Here is a 24,588-nt window from a genome sequence, read left to right as displayed (position 1 = left end):
CGCGCAATTTCATCAATCCTCTATTTTTCGACTTTTATAATATATACCCCCTATATTTTATGATTATTTCCCATATGAAAACACTGATAATATAACTATAAAACTCTTTCATACAAAGGTTTTTATAGTGTTTTTCAAAATATTTTAAAATACCCCTGTTTTTATATACCTAATACCCATATAAGGTATAAAGACCCCTTCTTATCAACATTTTTCTACATTATGTAAATTTACCCTTGCCTATACAAACGAAATATGGTGTAATGCAAAAAAAGATAAAGGATTTTAAACAATGGCTGAAACGATTCAAAATTTCTTAACAGAATACTATTCAATCGCAATTCCACTTAGTATCTTAATTAACATCATCATTAGTCTTTTAGGCGTTATTCCTAGCATCTTTTTAACCGCCATTAATATACAGCTCTTCGGTGTAACAAATGGCACAATCATTTCGATCGCAGGTGAGGCCTTAGGGGCTATTATCTCGTTTTATATTTACCGAATAGGCCTTCAAAAGTTCACTCACGATAAAGTAAATAAGTACCCAAAGGTAGAGCGTCTTCTTTATGTACAAGGTAGAGAGGCCTTTCTACTCGTTCTATCGTTTCGATTGATACCTTTCATCCCATCAAGTATCGTGACTTTATTTGCAGCTCTAGGGAAAATGTCATTACTCTCCTTCAGTATTGCCAGTACAATAGGTAAAATACCGGCATTATTGATTGAAGTATATTCGGCATACCAAGTCATGAACGGAACAAATGAAGCGAAGTGGATTGTGACAATCGCAGGTTGCATTGGATTGTTCTATTTGTGGAAAAAATGGAGAAAAAAATAAAGAAGGAGCCTATGCTCCTTCTTTATTTTTGAGGTATCTTATTAATAGCTATCCTTTAAATCCTTAGTTAATACCAACAGCACTAAATGATTGCTTAACTGCTGCTACTTCCGCAGAAGTCGCACCATATAAATCAGCTGCAGCTTGTACTGCACCAGCACGAGCTTGGCTAAATGTAGTAGATTGCGTGAAATATTGTGTATTTGCACGGTAGTAAATCGCACCTAACTTATCTTTACCAATGCCCGTTACAGTTACACCCGAATGCGTACCACCATTTGCTAATAAATAAGCTTGTTTGTTAATGATACCACTGTTTGTATGAACCCCACCGTTATCACTAGTACCAGTGTAACGCTTAGAATAATGGTCTGGGTCACCATATTTCGCCGGATCACTCATAGAGCGAAGCGCATCTCCTGCTTTACCAGGCGTGTAAATATCTTCACCAATCTCCCAATCTGGGTTACGGTTATCATAGAATTCTACTAAAGTACCAAAGATATCAGAAATCGCTTCATTTAACGCTCCTGATTCATTTTGATAAATTAAGTCCGAACTATTTTCCGTAACAGCATGCGTTAATTCGTGACCAATTACGTCAATTCCACCAGATAATGAAGTGAATGTTACACCATCTCCATCTCCGTATACCATTTGTGAGCCGTTCCAGAATGCATTATTATACTTACTTCCGTAATGAACTGTTGATTTTAACGGTGCCCCTGCATCATTAATAGAGTTTCTATTAAATGTAGCTTTATAATAATCATATGTTTTACCTGCATAGTAATGAGCATCTACTGCCGCTGCATCATACGCTGCATTGAAAACATTATCTGCATCTACCCATAAAGTTCCTGGCAATGTAGTACGATTTTTCGCATCATATGTGAAAATTGTTGCCCCGCGCGTATTATCTTGTAAGTAGTAAGATGAACCAGATAACGTTGTATTAAGTGATTTCGTATCTCCTAATACACCTTTACCAGTCCCTACTTTATTTGTTCCTGTTACAGGTTTTACTACTGCTTTCGCATCCTGTTTAGGAGCCTCTTGCTTAACTGGTGATTTATCTTCATTTGTTACATGATCCAATTTATTATATTTATTTAATACTTTACCGCTGTCTGCCTCAATGAAATAGTAGTAGTTTCCTGGACTTGGATCTAAGAAGTTTAGATTTACAACGTATGCATATGTTGTTTCTTCACCATTTTGATATACATATAAGTCCGCTTTTGGTTCTACCTCATATTTCGGTGTTACCCCTAAATCTTGCTGCGCGATTTCAATCGCTTTTGCGCCTTCAATCTTATTTTTATTTTTCAACTTTTCCTTCTTGTCTAAATCAGGTGCAACTGTTCCAGACAATACTTTTAAAGAACCGTCTTTACTTACATGAGCTACTTGAGTAGAACCCCATACAGGTACTCCTTCGTAAACTTGTTGCATACGTACTACTGTTGAATCAGTTACAGCATCTTTCTTCACTTGTTTCACTTTGAAAGAATCTTGCGCACTCTTTTCCCCTAGCTTGTAATCACCTTTTGCTGCATTTAAGTAATCAAACACAACAGATTCCGCTTTCTTACCAGTCGCTCCAGTTAGATCACCAGAAATAAACTCAGGTGACTGTACTGTCTCATTGTACTTCTTCGTAGAGAGTACATTTTTAGAATCCGCAAATGCAGAGCCTGTCCCTCCAAACGTTGTAACTGCCATTCCTGTCGCTAACACTAACGCTAAACTTTTCTTTTTCATGAACCTTCCCCCTAATAAAAATTTTTTTGAAAAAGAGTAGTTTCATATTAGCATTATGTTTCCACTATTAATATACTAAAAATTCAATTAATTTATTTCTCAAGTTTTGTAGAATTTTGAGGAACAAATATTGAAAAAACCCTTTCCGATTGGAAAGGGTGGAGATTATAAATTAACTTGTTCAACAGTTTTAGCTTGTTGACCAACAATATCAGGTTTACTGCTATATTGATGTATTCCTCCAGCAACTGTAAGAGTCAATATAAACGCCAATACTCCAAATATCATCTTTTTCATGTTTATTCCTCCTTATTATCATTCATTAAATCAATAACTAACCTATAATATCGATTACTTTCTTCAAATCTCGATAAACTGGAAAAATGTTCTGCTAGTTCAACGTATACTTTCTTTAATTCTATTTTATTTCCTGCAGATTTATACAACGGGATAGCCTCATTTTCCAAAAATGCTTTATAATCTTTTGCTTCTTCAAAATATTTATATCTAAGCATTAAAAGCAAATATAACTTTGCATTAAATCTCTCTTCCTGTTTTGCTGCATCAATTCCCTTATCAATTAATGTCCTTGCCTCTTCCAATTCTTCTAATTTAATGCATACTAATGCCATTTCGTATATTGTATCTAAATAGTTTAAATCTATTTGTTTTTGAAGTTGTAGACTATCTAAATAATATTTTTTCGCTTGCTGATATTTGCCTTTTTTATAATAGATACTTCCCATATTACTTAAAGTAATAGCTAATAGTACATCCTTATCAGCAAAAGATGTGGCCTCTCTCAATATACTCTCATACATTTTTAAAGCTTCTTCATACTGACCTTTTTCTGTATAACTTACCGCAATAAGGATTTGGCAATTAATTATGTTTCTAAACTTATATTCACTACGAAATCCTTCTAATGCCATATTTACAAAATGAATTGCAAGATGATGAATATCTAAATGAGTATATGCAAGCGCTATATTATAATACAAGCCTGTTTCATGATACCCTTGTTCTTTGGCCATTACTTCTGTTTTTAATAAGTAATCTAGCCCATCCTTCCATCTATACTGTAAACAGCACAATAATCCTCTACTATACATATATAACAACTTCTGAAATGGAGAATATTTTTTATATACCTTCTTCAACTTATCTAATTCTTCTTCGAGTGCAGAAATATCCCTTTTCATAATTAAATAACGTGTATACAGCAGTTTATAATAATTTATAATTTCAAAATCCAACACATGCTTCATTTCACCTTGCAACTCTTCATATATACGTTCTACTTGTTGCTTGTCTAAATGAACTAGTGCATTTAACCATTCATCCAGCTTCCCCTTCACATCTTCTTCTACATCTCTCAAATCCGTCACGGCAATTTCTAGTCTTGTGCAGAGCAATTGTAGAATTTCTTCTGATGCTTCGATCTTTCCATTTTCAATCTTACTTAAGTATGAGACAGAACAAATGCCCTGACATAATTCTTCTTGTGTCATTTTTTGCTGAAGCCGTTTGTAAAAGACTTGTTTGCCTATTTTTTCTAATGTTTGTTGCATTGTCCTCCTCCATTCTCATTACCCCATTACTCTAATAATACATAAAATTTGGAGAAATATAAATTGATAAATATAAATTTTCTAAAAAATATGCATAATTTCATTTTTTTCTCTCTTGACTTCACTTCAATATCTCTTCTTTGCTACGAATGGTGAAAAATTGGTATACTATAACCAAATTATGGAGGTGTTCTCGCGATGACTCATTATAAAGACGATAGTTATGCCTTACATACAGACCTATATCAAATCAACATGGCTTATACATATTGGAAAGATGGTATTCATAATCGCCGTTCCGTGTTTGATTTATACTTTCGAAAGCTTCCATTTGAGAACGGCTACGCTGTTTTTGCTGGCCTTGAGAAAATTGTAGAGTACATAGAAAATTTCAGCTTTACTGAAAGCGATATCGCTTATTTAGCAGAATTACAATTTGAAGAAGAATTCCTTCATTATTTACAAAATATGAAATTCACTGGGACGATTCGTAGTATGCAAGAAGGTGAAGTTGTATTTAATAACGAGCCTTTATTACGCGTTGATGCACCACTCGGTGAAGCACAAATTATTGAAACCGCTCTCTTAAATATTGTGAATTACCAAACATTAATTGCAACAAAAGCAGCCCGTATGAAACATGCTGCAAATAATGATGAGCTTTTAGAGTTCGGCACAAGACGTGCCCACGAGTTCGACGCTGCCCTTTGGGGGACGCGTGCTGCCTTTATTGGTGGTTTCTCCTCTACAAGCAATGTTCGTGCTGGGAAACGCTTTGGGATCCCTGTAGCTGGCACACATGCGCACTCGTTCGTTCAAGCATATCGCGATGAATACGTCGCATTTAAGAAATACGCTGAAACTCATAAAAAGTGCGTCTTTCTCGTTGATACATATGACACATTGAAATCTGGTGTTCCAAATGCAATTCGTGTTGCAAAAGAATTTGGGGATCGTATTGACTTCTATGGTATACGTCTTGATAGTGGTGATATGGCTTATTTATCGAAAAAGGCACGAAAACTACTAGATGAATCAGGGTTTACAAATACAAAAATTATCGCTTCTAGCGATTTAGATGAATACACAATTATGCACCTTAAATCTCAAGGAGCAAAAATTGACGTATGGGGCGTTGGGACGAAATTAATTACGTCCTTTGAGCAACCTGCATTAGGGGCTGTTTACAAACTAGTTGCGATTGAAGATACTGACGGAAAATTAAATGATACGATTAAAATTTCATCTAATCCTGAAAAAATTACCACTCCAGGACTGAAACGAATTTATCGTATTATCAATCGGGTTAACGATCATGCAGAAGGCGATTATATTGCGTTAGATTCTGAAGAACCTGAAAAAGAAGAGCGCTTAAAAATGTTCCATCCAGTTCACACATATATAAGTAAATTCGTAACAAACTTTGAAGCCCGTGAACTCCATAAAGACATTTTCGTTAACGGTGAAAGAACATATGAACTACCAAGTATATTAGATATTCAAAAATATAATGAACAGAGTCTCGCTCTATTTTGGGAAGAATACATGCGAACTTTAAATCCCGAAGAGTATCCTGTCGATTTAAGCCAAGAATGTTGGGATCATAAAATGAATTACATTCAAACTGTTCGAGAACAAGTTGAAAAAAACATACAAAAGTAAACAGAGAAGTTTCTCCTTCTCTGTTTTTTTCAATACTATATGGATATTTGTAAAAATATATTAAAATAATAAGACGAATGTTTTTTATTTGTAAATTTTAATATTATACTATTTAAAAGTAAAATAATATTTGATATTATTTTATTGAATCAATTTCAACAAAATCACTAATAAAAAAGAGGACGCAGGTTGCGTCCTCTTTTTATAAATCCTTCACTCGTAATACACGCATTGCATTTAACACTGCAAGTAGTGTCACACCAACATCTGAGAAAACAGCTTCCCACATTGTTGCAATACCAAAGGCACCAAGTAATAGAACGATCCCTTTTACACCTAAAGCAAAGATGATATTTTGCCATACTATACTTCTTGTGCGTTTTGCAATTTTTACAGCTGTCGCAATTTTCGAAGGCTCATCAGTCATAATAACGATGTCTGCCGCTTCAATTGCTGCATCTGATCCTAAACCACCCATCGCAATACCAACGTCTGCACGGGCTAATACTGGTGTATCATTAATACCGTCACCAACGAAGGCAATTTTTTCTTTTCCGTGCTTCGCTGCATCAATTTTTTCAATCTCTTCTACTTTTTGTTGCGGTAGTAATTCCGCATGAACTTCATCTAAGCCTAATTCTTTACCGACAGCTTCACCAACTGTTTTTGCATCACCAGTTAACATTACTGTCTTTTTAATACCTAGTTCTTTTAACTTTTGAATCGCTTGTTTCGAATCCTCTTTCACCTCATCAGAGATAACAATATAACCTGCATATTTTCCATCTACAGCAACGTGAACTAATGTACCTACTGTTTCTGGTTGTTTAAATTCAATATTTTCTTTTCTCATTAATTTTGCATTACCTGCAAAAATTTCTTTTCCTTGTACTTTTACAACTGTACCGTGACCAGAAATTTCGTTATAATCATCGATTATTTTTTCATCAATTGATTTTCCATATGCCTTTCGAATAGATTGGGCAATCGGATGGTTAGAATATACTTCAGCAAATGCCGCATACTCTAATAACTCTTCACTTGTAGTACCTTCGCTCGGTTCCATTTTTGTAACTTTGAAAACACCTTTTGTTAATGTTCCTGTTTTGTCAAAAACAATATATTTCACATCATTTAAAGCTTCTAAATAGTTACTACCTTTTACTAACACACCACTTTTAGATGCACCACCAATACCTCCAAAGAATCCAAGAGGAATGGATACAACTAACGCACATGGACAAGAGATTACTAAGAACACTAAAGCTCTATAAATCCACTCAGAGAATGTAGCTCCTTCTAAAATAAGTGGTGGAATAAACGCCATGATTGCCGCTGTAATAACTACAACTGGAGTGTAGTAACGTGCAAACTTCGTAATAAAGTTTTCTGTTGGTGCTTTTTTACTGCTTGCATTTTGAACTAAATCTAAAATTTTCGATACAGTTGATTCACCAAACTCTTTTGTAACTTCAATTGTTAATACACCGTTTTGGTTCACAAAGCCACTTAATACATCATTTCCAACTTCAACTTCACGTGGTACAGATTCACCAGTTAATGCTGAAGTATCTACCATTGATGTTCCTTCAATTACTTTTCCGTCTAATGGTACTTTCTCACCTGGCTTAACGATAATATAATCGCCAATTTGTACATCTTCTGGTGATACTTGTTTCGTTTCATTCCCAATCTTTACATTCGCATAATCAGGACGAATATCCATTAATGAAGTAATTGATTTTCGAGAGCGGTTTACCGCAATGCTTTGGAATAGTTCTCCTACTTGATAAAATAGCATTACTGCTACGGCTTCTGAATATTGCTGAATTGCAAAGGCTCCTACAGTTGCAATTGCCATTAAGAAGTTTTCATCAAATACTTGGCCGCGAGTTATGTTTCTTACCGCTCTCCAAACGATATCTCCACCTATTAATAAATAAGCAAGGACGAATAACGGAATTGTTACCATTTGTGGTAAGCTCGCTAATGCAGCAATTGCTGTCAAAATTCCGCCGACCACTAATCTCCCTACCATCTTTTTCACGTTTGCTTCACCATGATCGTGACTATGTCCGTGGTCATGACCGTTCTTCTCTTCACGAACAACTTTCACATCTGGCTCTAACTTTTGAACGACATTTGTTATATTTGCTACAGTTGCTTCTAGTTCTCTTTTATTCGCAACTTCTACTCGTAGTTTCTTCGATACGAAATCAACAGTTGCTTCTGAGACAGCTGGCATTTCCTTCACTTTATTTTCAATTTTCATTGCACAGTTCGCGCAATCTAAACCTTCTAATATAAATACTTCTTTAGCAATTTTATTTTTTTGTTCTTCTTGCACTTTAATATGCGGTTCTAATTTTGTAACGAGTTGTTTTGCTTCCGTAACAACTTCGTTTTCTTTATTTTGTGCTGTTTCTAAGATCATTGTCTTTGTTGCGAAGTTTACAGAGCAAGAATTTACTCCTTCTATATTCCCAACACCTTTTTCAATTTTCATTGCACAATTCGCGCAATCTAAACCTTCTAACATCAGTTTCTTTTTCACTAACGCTTCAGCCATCGTTCTCCCTCCTCGCGTTCTTTTTATTCTTCTTCGTTTACGTGTTCAAACGCTTGCTCGAAGATATGAATTACGTGCTGGTCAGCTAACGAATAATAAACAACCTTTCCTTCTTTACGATTCTTCACAAGTTTCGCTTGCTTTAACACACGAAGCTGATGCGAAATAGATGATTGTGTCATTCCTAATAAATAAGCTAAATCACAAACGCACATTTCAGCTTCAAATAGCGCATGTAATATTCTCGTACGTGTACGGTCACCTAATACTTTAAATAGTTCTGCTACTTTACTTAAACTTTCATCAGTTGGAATTGTTTGTTTTACTTGCTCTACAACTTCTTCATGAATTATCGTTTGAGAACATGTCTCTTGTGGTGTTTCTACTTTATTTCCAGCCATAATAGCTCACCTCTTTAATTGAACATATGAACAATCATTCATATATCTTATACTCTTATTATATGAGCGCCTACTCATATGTGTCAATGAAATCTGAATTTTTTTTATGAACATTCCGTTCACATTTTAGTAAGGCATATACATATTTTCCGCATCCTCTATATTCTCATACAAAAAAGGATGTACAATTCGCACACCCTTTTTTCATATTCCGACATAAAAATTCAACAAAGTAATATATGTTCCCTTTATTTCAACAAAAGAAAAAGCCTTGCGCGCTCCCTAGACGCACAAGGCTTACTGTGTTTATATCCCTTTAATTAGCTTGTTCTAAATTATCCTGCGAACTTCCATCGTCTTTTAAATGACTATGTTTTTTCGAATAAACAAAGTATACAACTACTCCAATCGCTAACCAAATACCAAAGTATATCCATGTTGTTAACGGTAAATTTACCATTAAGAATAGACAACATGCAATTGAAATAATCGGTAAGATCGGTACAAGTGGTACCATAAATCCACGTTGTAATTTAGGATGCGTTTTACGAAGAATGATAACAGTTACACCAACCATGGCGAATGTTAATAACGCTCCAATATTCGCTAAATTCGACAATTCTTTTAAATCGATAAATCCAGCAATTAAAGCACTACCAATTCCTGTTAACCAAACTGAAAATGTTGGCGCTTCAGTCTTCTTGTTAATTTTCGCAAAAGATTTTGGTAATAAACCGTCACGACTCATTGCGAAGAATACACGTGTTGTCGCATAAATGTAAGCGAAAATTACAGCCATAATACCGATTACAGCTCCAATAGCAATTACACCAGCCACTTTATCTTGTCCTACAACCTCTAACACATATGCCATCGCTTCTGGTACATCTAGCTCTTTATAAGAAACCATACCCGTCATAACGAGACAAACTACAACATAAATGATTGTACAAATAACTAACGAAGCAATAATACCAATTGGTAGATCACGTTGCGGATTTTTTACTTCTTCAGCAGAAGTTGCTAATGCATCAAATCCTAAGAAAGCAAAGAATACTGCTGCTCCCCCTGCGAACACTCCACTTAAACCGTAAGGTGCAAATGGTATCCAGTTTTCTGGTTTCACGTAGAATACACCAACTGCAATGAATAAAACAACAATACCAATTTTAATTAATACCATTATGTTATTCACACGCTTACTTTCTTTCGTACCTCGTGATAATAACCAAGTTATCACTAACGTAACGATAACTGCTGGTAAGTTTACCATACCACCTTGCGCTGGAATTGTTAGCAACGCTTTCGGAATTTCAAGTCCCAGTCCACTCACTAAATTATTGAAATAACCAGTCCATCCGCCAGCTACTGCGGCAGTCGTTACGACATATACGGATAGTAATGTCCATCCCATTAAATGAGCAACAAACTCACCAATTGTTGCATACGAATATGTGTACACACTACCTGAAACAGGAAGTGTAGATGCAACTTCTGCATAACATAATGCTGCAAATCCACAAACAATTGCTGCAATCATAAATGAAAAAATAACTGCTGGACCAGCATCTCTTGCTGCTACTAATCCAGTTAATACTAGAACTCCTGTACCAATTATCGCACCAATCCCTAGCATTGTTAGGTCAAATGCCCCTAGCGTTTTCGTCAAAGTTTTACTTTTACTTTCCCCTAACAATTGCGTAACGGATTTCTTTTTAAATAGGTTGGCCACGATGTATGCCCCCTTTTACTAAGAAGAGCTAAGAGGTATTATCTCTTAGCTCTTATCATGTTGTATTATATATTGTTCGATTTTGTTTTGTATAATGCTTCTATTAGCAAGATACTGTTTCTGCTTCTAATAATTCTTTAGCACCTTTGTACTCTACACCGTGAGCTTCTGCAACTGCTTCAAATGTTACATAGCCATCTAATGTGTTAATACCTTTTAGTAATGCAGAGTTGCCTAGGCAAGCTTCTTTGTAGCCTTTGTTAGCAATTTGTACTGCATATGGTACTGTTACGTTTGTTAATGCAAGAGTTGATGTACGTGGAACCGCACCTGGCATGTTTGCAACTGCATAATGAACAACGCCGTGTTTTTCGTAAGTTGGGTTATCATGAGTTGTAATACGGTCAGTTGTTTCGAAAATACCACCTTGGTCAATCGCGATATCTACAACAACAGAACCTGGTTCCATTGATTTAATCATTTCTTCTGTTACAAGTTTTGGCGCTTTTGCACCTGGGATTAATACTGCACCGATTACAAGATCAGACTCTTTTACAGCTTCTGCAATATTGTAAGGATTAGACATTAAAGTTTTTACTTGGTTTCCGAAAATGTCATCTAATTGACGAAGACGTTCTGCACTTAAGTCGATGATTGTTACATCCGCACCTAGTCCAACTGCAATTTTAGCAGCATTTGTACCAGCTTGTCCACCACCGATGATTGTTACTTTACCACGTTTAACTCCTGGAACACCTGCAAGTAAGATACCTTTACCGCCTTTGTTTTTCTCAAGGAATTGCGCACCAATTTGTGCAGCCATACGACCAGCTACTTCACTCATAGGTGCAAGTAATGGTAGAGAACGGTTTTCTAATTGTACTGTTTCATATGCAATCGCAACAACTTTCTTCTCAATTAACGCTTTTGTTAATTCTGGCTCTGGAGCTAAGTGTAAGTATGTGAATAAGATTAAGCCTTCACTGAAGTGTTTGTATTCGCTTTCAATTGGTTCTTTAACTTTCATAACCATTTCCATGTTCCAAGCTTCTTCAGCTGTATCAACAATTTTTGCTCCCGCTTCAACATACTGAGCGTCTGTGAAACCAGATCCTAAACCTGCACCCTTTTGAATGAATACTTCGTGATTGTTACGAATTAAATGTACAACACCTGCTGGTGTCATTGCCACACGGTTTTCGTTGTTTTTAATTTCTGCTGGTACCCCAATACGCATAATGAAATGCCCCCTTATAATTAACAGAAAAAAGAGATTCTTTTTTCTTTTTGTAATAATTAATAACTTATGTCCTTATTCTAGCATAACTTAAAAGTTATGAAAACGCTAACATATCATTTTTCTAAAGTTTATATATTTAGAATAGTGTAAATATATAAAACATTGATTCTATTAGGGGTTTCGTGACATTCCATTATCTTTCACTCAATTTTTATTATACTTCTTCAAAATAAACAGTAATCATTTATTATTTGACAATAATGTAACAATGTAAAAAACTAAGCGATAACGTATACATATACAGTTATTACTTTACTTAATACTTTAGAGATATATTCTTTTCACAAAAAAACAGCTGCTAGCATTTAGCTAGCAGCTGGGTAACTTATAAATAATTTTAAAAACAAATCATCTGTCGTTTCAGTAATTTTATCAAACAGATCACTTTCTTCCGCTTCTTGCTCTTTTAACATCTTAATTGTTTCACGTGCATCTTCAGGGTAATCAGTTATGATACCATCTACGTTTAACTTATAATATGCCTTTAAATTTTCCATATCATTTACTGTCCATACGTAAATTGGTTTGTTTAACTTCCTTGCTTCTTTTACTAATTTCTTATTTAACATATATTCTTCTGCTACGTAAAAGTCAGCCTTCACATTCTTTAAGTTAGCTCTACTTGCATACAATATATACCCTACTTTTATATCTGGATTTGCACGCTTAAACTCTTTAATAAGCGGATAGTGTAACGTTTGAATTACACATTGCTTCTCAAATTCATTATCTTTAATCGTTTTTAAGACTTTGTTTACAAAGTCTTTTTCGCCCCCATGAAGCTTCACTTCTATATTAAGTTTGATTTTGCCATTTGCTAGCTTAATGATTTCATCAAGTGTACTTATTTGTCCTGAAAGTCCATCTTGACTAAGGGTAAGTTGCCTTAACTCAGCCATCGTTAAATCTGACACATGCACATTTGCATTTGCGAGACGTTTCAGCTTCAAATCATGTATAACCGCTAGTTCACCGTCTTTCGTTTGTAATACATCTATTTCAGCGTAGTCTGCTTTTGCATCAATAGCACCTTGCACAGCTTCTTTCGTATTTTCTACGCCTTTTGATATATACCCGCGGTGCGCCATAATAATCGGTTCTTTATACGAATTTGAAATAAACGTTACAATGAAGGCAACAACCATTCCGGCAGTAATAATTCCTACAATGTATACGCCAATGAATTTCCAACGATGTTTTTGGAAGAAACATTTATCTGCTTTCGTTTTCGAATAATCTAATCCTTCTTCTAATAAAACATCTTCAACCGGTACCTTTTGTAAGTATAATCGCGTAATCGCCATAATATAAAATGGCGTCACGATAAAACTAAATAAATACAATGTACTCGTTAAAAATACAGAAATCGTTGATTCTGCTAATAATGCAAATGTTCCTTTCGGGTTTGTAAATTCATAAACACCCCATAAGCACAATAAATATATTCCCAAAAATACGACATATACAATTCCAATTGAAATAAAAAATCCTACTAAAAAGAGTAGTACTTTAAAAAAGCTTTCCTTTACTAAATTTGCACTTTTACGTGCTGCCACGCGAAATGATTTTTGCTCTAAAACAACAATAGGTAGAACGAAAATCCATCGAAGATTCAAATACGCGACTACAGCAAAGAACGTGTAATAACCAACTTGCCCCATCGTTGTCTTAAACAGTTCTCCTGTAATAAAGTTAGGAATTTGAATTTGCGGGATTAATGCCGTTTCATATCCCATATTTAAAAGAGGCAACAATACGACAGCATATAAAATAAATCCTGGTAAGCAATATGTGAAAAGAGTAGGTAAATACGTTACCGTTTTATATAAAATCGGACGTAATTTCACCTTCTGTCTTTTATGAGCGAAATACGAAATAATAATAAGCACCGCAAATTCCGTAAAGATAAGAAACAGTGCTAACAATGACAAAATCACGATTGCTAAGATGCCATAAGGCGTCTTTAAAAACGCTAATAATTCATCATTTGTCGCATTTGCATAACCACCAAAATACAATAATTTATTAAAAATTATTCCAAATAGTGGAACAAACACAATCGCTGCTAATAATTTATAAGCAAGTTGAAAAGTTAATACATTCCAAAAAGCAAATTTAACTGTTTGAAAGGAATGTCTCATTACTCCTGGTATAGATAGTTTTTTACGGTGTTGCATATATTCCTCCAAATTCTAAAACGGTATTTGAGATGGATTCCATATTTCCAGTTCTAATCCATCTTTTTAATAATAATATATTCCGCTTAACATGAACACTCTTATACATATAATGAAAAAAGTGATGGCTACTTCCCATCACTTTTTCATCTATTCTATTTTTTCTCTAACCCTTGTCCAAATGCTTTCAAGAAGCTAAAACCGAATGTAATAGCTCTATTGATATCTGGATCTTTTAATACTTTAAAGAAATCCATCACTTTTGTTTTTTTACCACTATTTAATTCGTCTGTTGCAAATTGCAATCCTGTAACTAAACTTGACGTAATTTGCTTCGTTATTTCTGGGTCAACTGAAGATAACGCTTCTCCTGCCCCCATCATATTGTTTAACGCATTTTTAACGGGTTCACGATTTAATTGCTCCACAGCGATTTTTGAAACATCTTCCTTCGCAGCAAGTAAACTAATTGCCGCATCTAATATACCAGCCTTCTGCAACTGTGCTAAAAGCTGCATCATTTCTTCTACTGCTTCACGATTATTAGATAGCTCATTTAGAAGTTCATCTGCTACTTGCTGTTTCTGTTCTTCCTCTGTTACAACTTTCTTTTTAATTACAGTAATTTCTTTCGCCACTATCTCCGCCCCCTAGTCCACAAGTGATACGTATTGTTTTCTTTGCCATTTTTGCTGGATTTCAACACCGTTTTGCGGATTACGCTTTTTATCTCTCGGGTTTGAAGATGGTAACGGACGATTCCCTTTTTCACGTAGTACACGCATCTTTACCATCGTTTGTTTGTACGCTGGTGTACACGTATAAAGATCTGTCGCCGTTCCAGTTAAAATATTGATTGCCTCTTCATTTACCGTTGCATGCATCGGTAAATATAGCTCTTTCCCCGTTACACGATCTGTAACAAGTGCCTGTACTTTAATTTTCCCAAATGGTGATGCTAATTCTACAAGACCACCATCTTTCACATTGCGCTCTAGGGCAAGTTCAGGCGAGATTTCAACGAACACTTCAGATACTTTAGATAAAATACCAGCCGATTTATTCGTCATATTCCCTTCATGGAAATGTTCTAACATACGACCATTATTTAAAAGTAAATCATACTCATCTGGCGCTACAACTGGTGGTACCCATTCATCTAATGATAGACGAGCTAGTTTATCTGGGAAGTTAAATCCGTCCACATATAATAGTGGTGTATCGCTGCCATCATGGCTACCCCAACATAAACTATTCCATCCTTCTAAACGATCGTATGTTGCCTGAGAATATAAAGGTGCAAGCGATGCAATTTCATCCATGATTTCACTTGGATTTTCATAATTCCAGTCCCCGCCAAGTGCACGAGCTACTTTTTGTAAAATCCACCAGTCTGGCTTTGAATCACCAAGCGGCTTCAATACTTCATATAATCTTTGAATACGGCGCTCTGTATTCGTAAATGTTCCCTCTTTTTCTAAGCTTGGTGCTGCCGGTAAAATAACATCAGCAAAACGAGCTGTTTTCGATAAGAACATATCTTGAACAACAAGGAAATCTAAATTCGCTAAAATATGTTGTACATGGTTGGCATTCGAATCTACTAAAGCCATTTCTTCACCCATAACATACATACCACGCAGTTTTCCTTCATCTGCCGCAAGTAACATTGCAATATTATTTAAGCCTGGTGCTTTCGGAATTGTAGTACCGTATGCTTTTTCAAATTTCGCACGGAGCGCATCATCTGAAACTGCTTGGTAACCTGGAAGCCAGTTTGGTAATGTTGCCATATCACAAGCGCCTTGTACGTTATTATGTCCGCGTAATGGATATGCTCCTGCACCAGGACGACGATAATTACCCGTAACAAGCAATAGATTTGAAATTGCTGCTGAAGTTGTACTTCCTCCAGTATTTTGAGTTACACCCATTCCCCAAAGTACACAAGTACCATCTGCTTCATATACCATACGAGCCATTTCTTTCAGATTTTCTTTCGAAATCCCCGTAATTTCTTCTGTATAATCAAGCGTATACTTTTCTACCATTTTGCTATATTCATCAAAATTCTTCACATTTTCAGCTATGAACTTTTTATCGTGCCAATCTTGATCAATAATATATTTCGTAATACCAGCGAGCCATACATAATCAGTTCCTTGGCGCGGATGAATGAATAAATCCGCACGCTCTGCCATTTCATGTTTACGAAGGTCCGCCACAATTAATTTTTGGTCATGTAATTTATGAGCACGTTTTACACGCGTTGCAAGTACAGGATGTCCTTCTGTTGGATTTGCTCCAACGATAATGACAAGGCCAGCTTCCGCAATATCTTTCACTGTTCCAGCGTCCCCGCCCATACCGACAGTTTTAAATAAACCGTCTGTTGCTGGAGATTGACAATAACGGGAACAGTTGTCTACATTATTCGTTCCATATATTTGACGGGCTAGTTTTTGCATAAGATAATTTTCTTCATTCGTTACTTTCGAAGAAGAAATAAATCCAAATGCATCACTTCCATATTCTGATTTAATATGCTGCATATTGGATGCAACAACTTCAAGAGCCTCTTCCCATGAAGCTTCAACAAACATATCTCCTTGGCGAATTAATGGCTTTGTAATACGATCTTCACTGTTTACAAAATCCCATCCAAATTTTCCTTTTACACATGTGGAAATACCGTTAACCGGCGCATCTGAAACAGGCTGTACTTTCAAAATGTGGCGGTCTTTCGTCCATACTTCAAATGAACAACCTACACCACAAAATGTACAAACTGTTTTTGTTTTATTCACTTTCGTCTTACGCATCGCAGCCTCTACTTCTGAAACTGCTAAAATACTACTATATCCAGGCTCTACATCCTTTACAAAATCAATCATCGGATCTAACACATCCGGTTTCAATCCAGTCATGAATCCGGCTTCACCCAGCATTGTTTTTTCCATTAACGCATTACATGGACATACTGTTACACATTGCCCGCAACTTACACAAGATGAGTCATTTATACTTACACTATTGTCCCATATAACACGTGGACGGTCTAAGCTCCAATCAATCGATATAGTTTCATTCACTTGTAAGTTTTGACATACTTCTACACACTGCCCACAAGCAATACATTGATTTGGATCATATCGATAAAATGGATGTGACATATCCACTTCACACGCACTTACTTTCGGCTCATACGGATATTTCTGTTCCTCAATTCCCATCATATGTACTGTATTGTGGACTTTACAGTTACCATTATTGTTATCACAAACGGTACAATACAGTAGATGATTCTCTAATATTCGATCCATTGCCTCAGTCTGTGCCTCTTTTGCACGCTGGGACTGTCTTTCGATATGCATACCGTTCTCTAATTTCGTTGAACAAGCACGCAATAACTTTCCATTTACTTCTACAATACACGTATCACAAGTTTGAATTGGATCTACTTCTGGTACATGACAAATTTGAGGATGTTCCAAATTACTCTCGTTAAATAATTGTAGTATCGTCTTTTCACCTGATGCAGAAAATTCTTTACCATCTACGGTTACACGGACTGTCTGTTCTGCCATAGTTTCCCCTCTCCTTACAACCAACTGTACAACACAATCATGAATCCGTTTTCAAAATCGCATTACTGTACATATTTTTGAAACGCTCTACCCAAATACTTTCTTATGAAGTCGATTCTAGATGTTATAAGGTATAACTACGAAAGCTTGAAAATATCACTATTCTACAGTTCTATTATATCGTACATATACAATAATAACCAAAATAATCTGTGATCTTCTTGTTAATAGGTGTTTTTATTTTTTCCATTGTTTTATGATAAATGTGGGAGAGAAATACATATAAAAGGGGAATTAAATATGGGGCCTACGCAAGAGACTTATACAATTGTACGTTATCAATCTGGTACATTTTCAAAACAACTGGATGAGATTGTTACAGAATCTCCTATTACTATTAAATTGAATGGTGAAGAATATGTAACAGTCGTATGCACACCAAATTATATTGAAGATATGGTAATTGGTTTTTTAATTTCTGAGGGGATTATTTCTTCCTATAACGATGTTGAAGAACTATGGATTCAAAAAGATAACGGAATTGTCCATGTAAAATCATCAAAAGTGAATCCGCTCTATCAAACTTTATATAATAAACGATACATCACTTCTTGCTGCGGAAAAGGTAGACAAGGTTTTATTTTCGTAAACGATGCGGCAAAAGCAAAAGACTTACATGATATACATGTAAAAATTACTCCTGAAGAATGTTTTTACTTAATGAATACTTTACAACAATCTTCCACTACCTTTCGCCAAACTGGTGGTGTTCACAATACCGCGCTATGTGATCGAAATAATATCCTTCTATCAAGAATGGATATCGGAAGACATAATGCATTAGACAAAATATACGGTCATTGTTTACGCAATGATATATCTGTTAAAGGAAAAATTATCGCATTTAGCGGACGTATTTCATCCGAAATTTTACTCAAAGTTTCAAAAATCGGATGTGAAATTGTTCTATCTAAATCTGCCCCAACAAAACTAGCATTGCAACTCGCTCACGATTTAGGCATTACAGTCGTAGGATTTATCAGAAATGAATCCTGCAATATTTACACACATCCACATCGAATTGATGGTTATCAATCGCATAACTAAAATAACTCCTAAATTGAGGAGTTATTTTAGTTATGAAAATGTAATATATTAAAGACTTGAATAGTTAATAAAGTTAATATATAATTTCATTACATATTAAAAAAACAAAACATTGTAGCATATATCTTTTCATTCTTTTACAAATTAAAAGAGACTGCTAACAAAACACATACACAATCTTATAAAAGTAATGGATTTATTTTATTTGAAATCGACCAAGGAGGTTACAACTATGGAAATTCGCTTATTAACGACAGAGGACGCAGAAATATATTTAAAAGTTTGTATGGAAGGTTTAACGAAGAACCCGGAAGCTTTTAGCTCTTCCTATGAAGATGTTTTGAAACATGAGGATCCTGTAGCTGCTATGGCAAAACGATTAAGCAATCCGGATAAGTATACTCTAGGGGTCTTCAAAGATGATGATTTAATCGGCATTGCTACTTTAGAAACAAAGCCTTTTATTAAACAAGAACATAAAGCAAAAATCGGTTCCGTTTTCGTTTCCCCAAAAGCGCGTGGCCTTGGAGCAGGACGAGCTCTTATTAAAGCAATTATTGAAAATGCCGATAAATTACATGTAGAACAACTTATGCTCGATGTTGTAGTTGGTAACGCTGGTGCCAAAAAATTATATGAATCATTAGGTTTCCAAACTTACGGCGTACAAGAGCGCTCATTAAAACATAACGGTCAATATTGGGACGAGGAACATATGGTTCTGTTCTTAAATGATTAATACTTCAATATAGTTTTCCAAAAGCATCTTTTTATTAAGAAAGATGCTTTTTTCATTACAACAATGTAATCTTCATGTCACCTTTATCGATCGTACCAATCCTTACCATTCATTATACTAAAAATATAAAGTGACACTTTACTCAGTGGGGAACCACATCTCACACTGATCGCATGTACTTGATATGTAAAGGAGAATGTGACATGAAACAAAACAAACGAGCTATGCTTTTAATATTTACTACAGCAATTATAACTTCTGGATTAGCAATTTTACCTTGGTTTATTATATAGAAATACTCCCCCTAACAACGAAAAAAGCTGATTGCTTCTTAAGAAGCAATCAGCTTTTTTTATATTATAAAATCCCCAAAATTTTATTTACGCAACTTATAATAATAACCATAGATACGGCAACGCACATGACAACCGTATTACGATCTTGCTTTTCTTTTTTTGAAATTTCTTCTTTTGAATTCATGTGTATGATCTCCTTTTAAAAAAAGTGTGAGATAGGAAATTTTTCTTATCCGATGCGAGGTGAATACGAAAACCCTCTCTATCTCACATACACAATAGAATGGAATTGTCATTTTATAAATAAAATGACATGACGTTATGTCGCAACATAGGGTATTTTGTGTCGCTACGTTTTCTATTATAAAAAATAGTTGTGCAAAACTAGTGCATTTTTTATGTCAATTACTCTGAGCGAAAAAATCAGCCCTCCATTCAATCACATAAAAAGAGTTTTTTATTATTTTCATGTAAACTATACAAGTAGAATGAACAGTTTGGGGTGCACAAGATTATGGTAAAAATTTTATTAGTAGACGATGAAGAACGTATGTTACGATTATTAGATCTGTTCTTAAGCCCTCGCGGCTATTTTTGTATGAAAGCTACCTCTGGCCTTGAAGCGCTAAAATTAATCGAACAAAAAGAATTCGATATTATTTTATTAGATGTTATGATGCCAAATATGGATGGATGGGATACTTGCTATCAAATTCGTCAAATTTCCAACGTTCCTATCATTATGTTAACAGCTCGCAACCAAAACTACGATATGGTGAAAGGCCTCACGATGGGCGCAGATGATTATATTACAAAACCATTTGATGAGCATGTATTAGTCGCGCGAATCGAGGCTATATTACGCCGTACAAAAAAAGATGGCTTTGTTAGTTTCAATGGTATTGAGTGGGATAAAACGAAACATACTGTCACAGTTTATGATGAAAAAATCTCGCTAACCCCTATCGAATTTTCGTTACTCGGGCTATTTTTGCAAAATACAAACCGCGCTTATAGCCGAGATGATTTAATCGAAAAAATTTGGGGCTATGAAACAGATATCGAATATAGAACAATTGACTCACACATTCGTAATATCCGTGATAAACTACGCAAAAAAGGATTTCCGATTGAAGATTACCTAGAAACGGTCTATAAAGTCGGATATAAATGGAAAAGTGAATAATTACTTCGGTCAGTGGGAAATCGTATACCACTGACTCTTTATTATGAATAAGGTATGGTGAAAAAATGAGTAAACTTTCCCTTAAAATTGGGACATACTTTTTAATATTAGCTTTATGTATTGAAACAATTGCTTTCGTATCTTTTTATAAAAGCCTTTCAAAAATGCGTATTGTAGAGGAAACAGATGCTCTTTTAGAGAAAGGTAATCGCTATAGTAAAAAAATTAAAAGCCGCGAGAGACGGGATGAATATTATAAAGAAATGAAACACGCTGAACATAATAAAAATCCTAAACGTCCTGTGTACCCTGAGTTCGATATTACGAATGAGGCTGCACACTTAGTTGAATCGGAATCAATTTCTAACTCCGATATAGCTATCATTATTACTGACCATAACGGCAAAATTATTTCCACCTCAGAACCCGTAACAAAAGATATGCAAAAACAACTTACTTGTAAAACAGAAACTGTCCCAGACGGCGGCTTAGTCGTTGAAAGGAACTGGAAAAAATCAAAGTTCATCACAACAGTAAGCCCACTTAACACAACAAAGTTTCAAGGAAAGCTATATATGTTATTAAAAACATCTTTCCTAGAAAATATGTTGCTTAAACTCATGAACCAATTTCTTATCATTAGCGTTTTAACAATTATTTTAACAACAATTTCTGTCTTTGTTTTTTCACGCGTTATTACAGAACCACTTGTAAAAATGAAAAGAGCGACAGAAAAAATGTCAAAATTAAACAAGCCAATTCAATTAGGTATTAAACGAAATGATGAACTCGGTAGTTTAGCAAAAACAATTGAAGATTTATCGAGTGAACTTACGTATATGAAAAAAGAGCGCAATGAATTTCTCGCTAGTGTCGCTCATGAACTATTAACTCCATTGACCTATATGAAAGGTTATGCAAAGGTAGCAAAGAGAGACTCTTTAACAAAAGAGGAGCGAGAAGAATACTTACAAATCATTGAGGATGAAACGGATAGTGTAACCGATCTCGTCCAAGATTTATTTATGCTTGTACAATTAGAACAACACCAATTTGTTATAAAAAAACAAAAAGTACTTCTCCAGCCATTTTTAGAACGAATGGTAGAAAAAACAAAAACAACATTAACAAATAAGCAAATGCAGCTTCATGTATATTGCAAAGATGATTTAGAAGTTTGTATAGACGAAAGACGTATGGAACAAGTTATGTTAAATTTATTACACAACGCTTATCAACATTCGCCAGAAAACACAGCCATTACGATACGTGTACTTACAAAAACAGATTCTTTTACAATAAGTGTACAAGATGAAGGTGAAGGCATTCCTGAAGAAGATATCCCGCATATATTTGACCGTTTTTATCGTGTCGATAAATCTAGAACACGAGCTACAGGCGGAAAAGGCATCGGGCTAGCTGTTGCAAAGGAAATTGTAGAATTGCATAACGGTTCTATTCTAGTAACAAGCCAATTAGGAGCGGGAACAAACTTTATAATCGAGCTACCTTTTGAATAATATGCGTGTGAAAACACCAGTAGTAGTAAACACTACTGGTGTTATTTTGTTCATAAAAACAGCTCATATAAGCTAAGCTTTTGAAATTATTCTTATTTCAATATAAAATAAAGGTACATTTGCAAAGATTTGGAGGGTGATATAATTGGATATCCATGTATTAACAAAAGACGAAGCAGAAATTTACTTAGAACTTCGCGTAGAAGGATTAAAGCAAAACCCTGAAGCATTCAGCTCTTCTTATGAAGATATTATTAATAAAGAGTGTGCGATTGAATATAAAGCACAAAAATTAGCACAAGATGAAAACTATACGCTAGGTGCATTTAAAGATGGAAAATTAATCGGGGTTGCAACACTGGAAACGAAACCATATGTAAAACAAGAACATAAAGCTAAAATCGGTTCTGTATATGTATCTCCAAAAGCGCGCGGACTTGGAGCAGGAAAAGCACTTATTAAAGAATGTCTTGAGCTTGCTAAATCTTTAGAAGTAGAACAAGTTATGCTTGATGTTGTTGTTGGCAACGATGGAGCGAAAAAACTTTATGAATCATTAGGTTTTAAAACATTCGGTGTACAAGAACGTTCATTAAAATATAACGGACAATATTGGGACGAAGAGCATATGGTCTTATTCTTAGATGAAAATAAATAATAAAAAACATCCTCATGTTTGGAGGATGTTTTTTACTTTCTTGTAAACCATGCCGTTTGTAATAATTGAATCGCTTTCGCAATTTCTTCCTCTGATAGTATCGCAAACCCAAGTAAAACTACATTTTCAGGTGCAGTATCGTCTTTATAGTACGTAGACACAGGATATATTTTGATACTATGTTTCGCAGCTTCTTGAATTAATTCTTCTTCCCGCATTCCATTATACACTTTTAATAAAATGTGTAATCCCGAATCTTCTCCTATCACTTCAACACGATTAGAGAAATACTTCTCTATTTCAAAAACAAGTCGATCTCTCTTCTTTCGGTAGACGACACGCATTTTATGAATATGTTTTTCCCAATATCCTTCATTTAAAAATCTTCTAATCACTTCTTGATCTATTCTTGAAACACTTTGTGTATAAAATAAATATTGCTGTTGATACTTTTTAATTAATTTCTTCGGCAACACCATATAGCTCATCCGTAGCGATGGCAATAATGCTTTAGATAGCGTCCCCATATAAATAACTTTCCCCTCTGTATCTAACCCTTGCAGCGCCGGTATAGGCTTTCCAGAATAGCGAAATTCACTATCATAATCATCTTCAATAATATACCTGCTCTCTTCTTTCTTCGCCCATTGTAAAAGCTGCGTCCTTCTCGTAATAGGCATAATCATTCCATATGGGAATTGATGAGAGGGCGTTACAAATACAACATTTGCATCGCTATTTTCTAAATCTGCAATACAAATTCCATCTCTATCTAAAGATAACATTTGGACCCTTCCTTCTCCCTGTTCAAAAACAACCATCTTCCTATGATACCCTGGGTTTTCAACTGCATAATTGCTTCCCTTTAACAATTGAAACAATAGTTTCACTAATATTTGTGTTCCCGCTCCTAATACAATTTGACTAGCTGAACAACGTACCCCTCTAGATTCATACAAATAATTCGTAATCTCTTCTCTTAAGCTCGCTTCCCCTTGAGGGTGTCCTAGAAAGAGAAGTTCATTATTATGCGGCTGCCATACTTCATTTACAATTTTCCGATACATATTAAATGGAAATGCATTCGTATCAATTCCTGTTTGTGTAAAGTCAAATTTATAACTCTTCTCCTGAAACAGTACTTCTTCTATTCTCTCTCCGCTATCCTCTACATGAACCATTTGCTCAATCTTGCATACAAAATAACCTTTTCTCGATATCGACTCAATATAACCTTCTGCAAGTAATTGTTCGTACGCTGCCTCTACTGTATTTTTACTTACTTGTAAATGTATCGCTAACTTTCGCTTAGCCGGTAATTTCGTAAAAGGGACAATCGATCCATCTTTAATCTCTTTTTTTATATACTCATACAATTGCACATACAATGCCTTTTTACTATTCATATTTAAATTAGGCGTTAATTCTAACATAATATCTGACCCCTTAATAAAACTAAAATCTGATACTTTTTACAG

At 35.0% G+C, this 24,588-nt stretch carries 19 protein-coding genes; 7 read left to right on the top strand and 12 right to left on the bottom strand.

Annotated elements, in window-relative coordinates:
• Nucleotides 1–292 precede the first annotated feature (292 nt).
• Entirely contained in the window at nt 293–841 is a 549-nt protein-coding gene (locus MRP26_RS24485; RefSeq protein WP_088022943.1) for a TVP38/TMEM64 family protein, read from the top strand.
• A gap of 63 nt (nt 842–904) precedes the next feature.
• On the opposite strand, the gene MRP26_RS24480 is transcribed toward MRP26_RS24485, so the two are convergent.
• The 3 genes from MRP26_RS24480 to MRP26_RS24470 form a co-directional block, all read right to left on the bottom strand.
• Entirely contained in the window at nt 905–2,605 is a 1,701-nt protein-coding gene (locus MRP26_RS24480; RefSeq protein ID WP_000730381.1) for a M4 family metallopeptidase, read from the bottom strand.
• 165 nt (nt 2,606–2,770) lie between these two features.
• Entirely contained in the window at nt 2,771–2,902 is a 132-nt protein-coding gene (gene nprX, locus MRP26_RS24475) for a quorum-signaling peptide NprX (protein ID WP_197241432.1), read from the bottom strand.
• Nucleotides 2,903–2,904: 2 nt separating this feature from the next.
• Nucleotides 2,905–4,176, bottom strand: coding sequence for a tetratricopeptide repeat protein (locus tag MRP26_RS24470; protein WP_001187961.1), 1,272 nt, complete (start codon nt 4,174–4,176; stop codon nt 2,905–2,907).
• 198 nt (nt 4,177–4,374) lie between these two features.
• On the opposite strand from MRP26_RS24470, the gene MRP26_RS24465 reads away from it, so the two are divergent.
• On the top strand, nt 4,375–5,838 hold the full coding sequence (locus tag MRP26_RS24465) for a nicotinate phosphoribosyltransferase (RefSeq protein ID WP_197241431.1): 1,464 nt from the start codon (nt 4,375–4,377) through the stop codon (nt 5,836–5,838).
• 202 nt (nt 5,839–6,040) lie between these two features.
• Here the strand turns inward: MRP26_RS24465 and MRP26_RS24460 are convergent, their stop codons facing one another.
• From MRP26_RS24460 to fdhF, 7 genes are all read right to left on the bottom strand, one after another.
• Nucleotides 6,041–8,407: a heavy metal translocating P-type ATPase gene (locus MRP26_RS24460; RefSeq protein ID WP_000796571.1), complete on the bottom strand. Its 2,367-nt coding sequence runs from the start codon at nt 8,405–8,407 to the stop codon at nt 6,041–6,043.
• A 23-nt stretch (nt 8,408–8,430) separates the two neighbouring features.
• Complete coding sequence (locus tag MRP26_RS24455) at nt 8,431–8,808, bottom strand: ArsR/SmtB family transcription factor (RefSeq protein ID WP_000918378.1); 378 nt, start codon at nt 8,806–8,808, stop codon at nt 8,431–8,433.
• Between the two features lie 316 nt (nt 8,809–9,124).
• Nucleotides 9,125–10,540, bottom strand: coding sequence for an amino acid permease (locus tag MRP26_RS24450; RefSeq protein ID WP_001284897.1), 1,416 nt, complete (start codon nt 10,538–10,540; stop codon nt 9,125–9,127).
• Nucleotides 10,541–10,643: 103 nt separating this feature from the next.
• Nucleotides 10,644–11,777, bottom strand: a complete 1,134-nt coding sequence (ald, locus tag MRP26_RS24445) for an alanine dehydrogenase (protein WP_001219741.1) — start codon at nt 11,775–11,777, stop codon at nt 10,644–10,646.
• Between the two features lie 368 nt (nt 11,778–12,145).
• A complete protein-coding gene (locus MRP26_RS24440) occupies nt 12,146–14,017 on the bottom strand; it encodes a glycerophosphodiester phosphodiesterase (protein ID WP_001164720.1) in 1,872 nt (623 codons plus the stop codon).
• 155 nt (nt 14,018–14,172) lie between these two features.
• Nucleotides 14,173–14,655 (bottom strand): helical membrane plugin domain-containing protein, encoded by a 483-nt coding sequence (locus MRP26_RS24435; protein WP_053565274.1) that lies wholly within the window; start codon nt 14,653–14,655, stop codon nt 14,173–14,175.
• A gap of 12 nt (nt 14,656–14,667) precedes the next feature.
• Entirely contained in the window at nt 14,668–17,604 is a 2,937-nt protein-coding gene (gene fdhF / locus MRP26_RS24430) for a formate dehydrogenase subunit alpha (RefSeq protein ID WP_242807033.1), read from the bottom strand.
• Nucleotides 17,605–17,904: 300 nt separating this feature from the next.
• Between fdhF and fdhD the strand changes: the two genes are divergently transcribed.
• A complete protein-coding gene (gene fdhD / locus MRP26_RS24425; protein WP_242807031.1) occupies nt 17,905–18,711 on the top strand; it encodes a formate dehydrogenase accessory sulfurtransferase FdhD in 807 nt (268 codons plus the stop codon).
• 232 nt (nt 18,712–18,943) lie between these two features.
• A complete protein-coding gene (locus MRP26_RS24420; RefSeq protein WP_000405868.1) occupies nt 18,944–19,450 on the top strand; it encodes a GNAT family N-acetyltransferase in 507 nt (168 codons plus the stop codon).
• Between the two features lie 357 nt (nt 19,451–19,807).
• Here MRP26_RS24420 and MRP26_RS30840 read toward each other — a convergent pair whose 3' ends face one another.
• A complete protein-coding gene (locus tag MRP26_RS30840) occupies nt 19,808–19,930 on the bottom strand; it encodes a hypothetical protein (protein WP_001085006.1) in 123 nt (40 codons plus the stop codon).
• A 330-nt stretch (nt 19,931–20,260) separates the two neighbouring features.
• Between MRP26_RS30840 and MRP26_RS24415 the strand changes: the two genes are divergently transcribed.
• The 3 genes from MRP26_RS24415 to MRP26_RS24405 all read left to right on the top strand — a co-directional run bounded on the left by MRP26_RS24415 (nt 20,261) and on the right by MRP26_RS24405 (nt 23,110).
• Entirely contained in the window at nt 20,261–20,932 is a 672-nt protein-coding gene (locus MRP26_RS24415; protein ID WP_000238956.1) for a response regulator transcription factor, read from the top strand.
• A gap of 65 nt (nt 20,933–20,997) precedes the next feature.
• Nucleotides 20,998–22,452 carry a HAMP domain-containing sensor histidine kinase gene (locus tag MRP26_RS24410; protein ID WP_000041023.1) on the top strand — a complete coding sequence of 485 codons (1,455 nt, stop codon included), beginning with the start codon at nt 20,998–21,000 and terminating at the stop codon, nt 22,450–22,452.
• Between the two features lie 145 nt (nt 22,453–22,597).
• A complete protein-coding gene (locus tag MRP26_RS24405; RefSeq protein WP_000351212.1) occupies nt 22,598–23,110 on the top strand; it encodes a GNAT family N-acetyltransferase in 513 nt (170 codons plus the stop codon).
• Between the two features lie 32 nt (nt 23,111–23,142).
• Here the strand turns inward: MRP26_RS24405 and pdxR are convergent, their stop codons facing one another.
• Nucleotides 23,143–24,543 (bottom strand): MocR-like pyridoxine biosynthesis transcription factor PdxR, encoded by a 1,401-nt coding sequence (gene pdxR, locus MRP26_RS24400; protein ID WP_098679340.1) that lies wholly within the window; start codon nt 24,541–24,543, stop codon nt 23,143–23,145.
• Nucleotides 24,544–24,588: the final 45 nt, after the last annotated feature.

The organism is Bacillus sp. CCB-MMP212, assembly GCF_022748145.1.
GTDB classification, from domain to species: Bacteria; Bacillota; Bacilli; order Bacillales; family Bacillaceae_G; genus Bacillus_A; species Bacillus_A cereus.
This window is presented reverse-complemented; position numbering and strand designations above follow the sequence as displayed.

Coding starts and splice junctions, on each gene's coding strand:
- MRP26_RS24485 (WP_088022943.1), top strand. CDS start 293: ATGGCTGAAACGATTCAAAATTTCTTAACAGAATACTATTCAATCGCA.
- MRP26_RS24480 (WP_000730381.1), bottom strand. CDS start 2,605: ATGAAAAAGAAAAGTTTAGCGTTAGTGTTAGCGACAGGAATGGCAGTT.
- nprX (WP_197241432.1), bottom strand. CDS start 2,902: ATGAAAAAGATGATATTTGGAGTATTGGCGTTTATATTGACTCTTACA.
- MRP26_RS24470 (WP_001187961.1), bottom strand. CDS start 4,176: ATGCAACAAACATTAGAAAAAATAGGCAAACAAGTCTTTTACAAACGG.
- MRP26_RS24465 (WP_197241431.1), top strand. CDS start 4,375: ATGACTCATTATAAAGACGATAGTTATGCCTTACATACAGACCTATAT.
- MRP26_RS24460 (WP_000796571.1), bottom strand. CDS start 8,407: ATGGCTGAAGCGTTAGTGAAAAAGAAACTGATGTTAGAAGGTTTAGAT.
- MRP26_RS24455 (WP_000918378.1), bottom strand. CDS start 8,808: ATGGCTGGAAATAAAGTAGAAACACCACAAGAGACATGTTCTCAAACG.
- ald (WP_001219741.1), bottom strand. CDS start 11,777: ATGCGTATTGGGGTACCAGCAGAAATTAAAAACAACGAAAACCGTGTG.
- MRP26_RS24440 (WP_001164720.1), bottom strand. CDS start 14,017: ATGCAACACCGTAAAAAACTATCTATACCAGGAGTAATGAGACATTCC.
- fdhF (WP_242807033.1), bottom strand. CDS start 17,604: ATGGCAGAACAGACAGTCCGTGTAACCGTAGATGGTAAAGAATTTTCT.
- fdhD (WP_242807031.1), top strand. CDS start 17,905: ATGGGGCCTACGCAAGAGACTTATACAATTGTACGTTATCAATCTGGT.
- MRP26_RS24420 (WP_000405868.1), top strand. CDS start 18,944: ATGGAAATTCGCTTATTAACGACAGAGGACGCAGAAATATATTTAAAA.
- MRP26_RS30840 (WP_001085006.1), bottom strand. CDS start 19,930: ATGAATTCAAAAGAAGAAATTTCAAAAAAAGAAAAGCAAGATCGTAAT.
- MRP26_RS24415 (WP_000238956.1), top strand. CDS start 20,261: ATGGTAAAAATTTTATTAGTAGACGATGAAGAACGTATGTTACGATTA.
- MRP26_RS24410 (WP_000041023.1), top strand. CDS start 20,998: ATGAGTAAACTTTCCCTTAAAATTGGGACATACTTTTTAATATTAGCT.
- pdxR (WP_098679340.1), bottom strand. CDS start 24,543: ATGTTAGAATTAACGCCTAATTTAAATATGAATAGTAAAAAGGCATTG.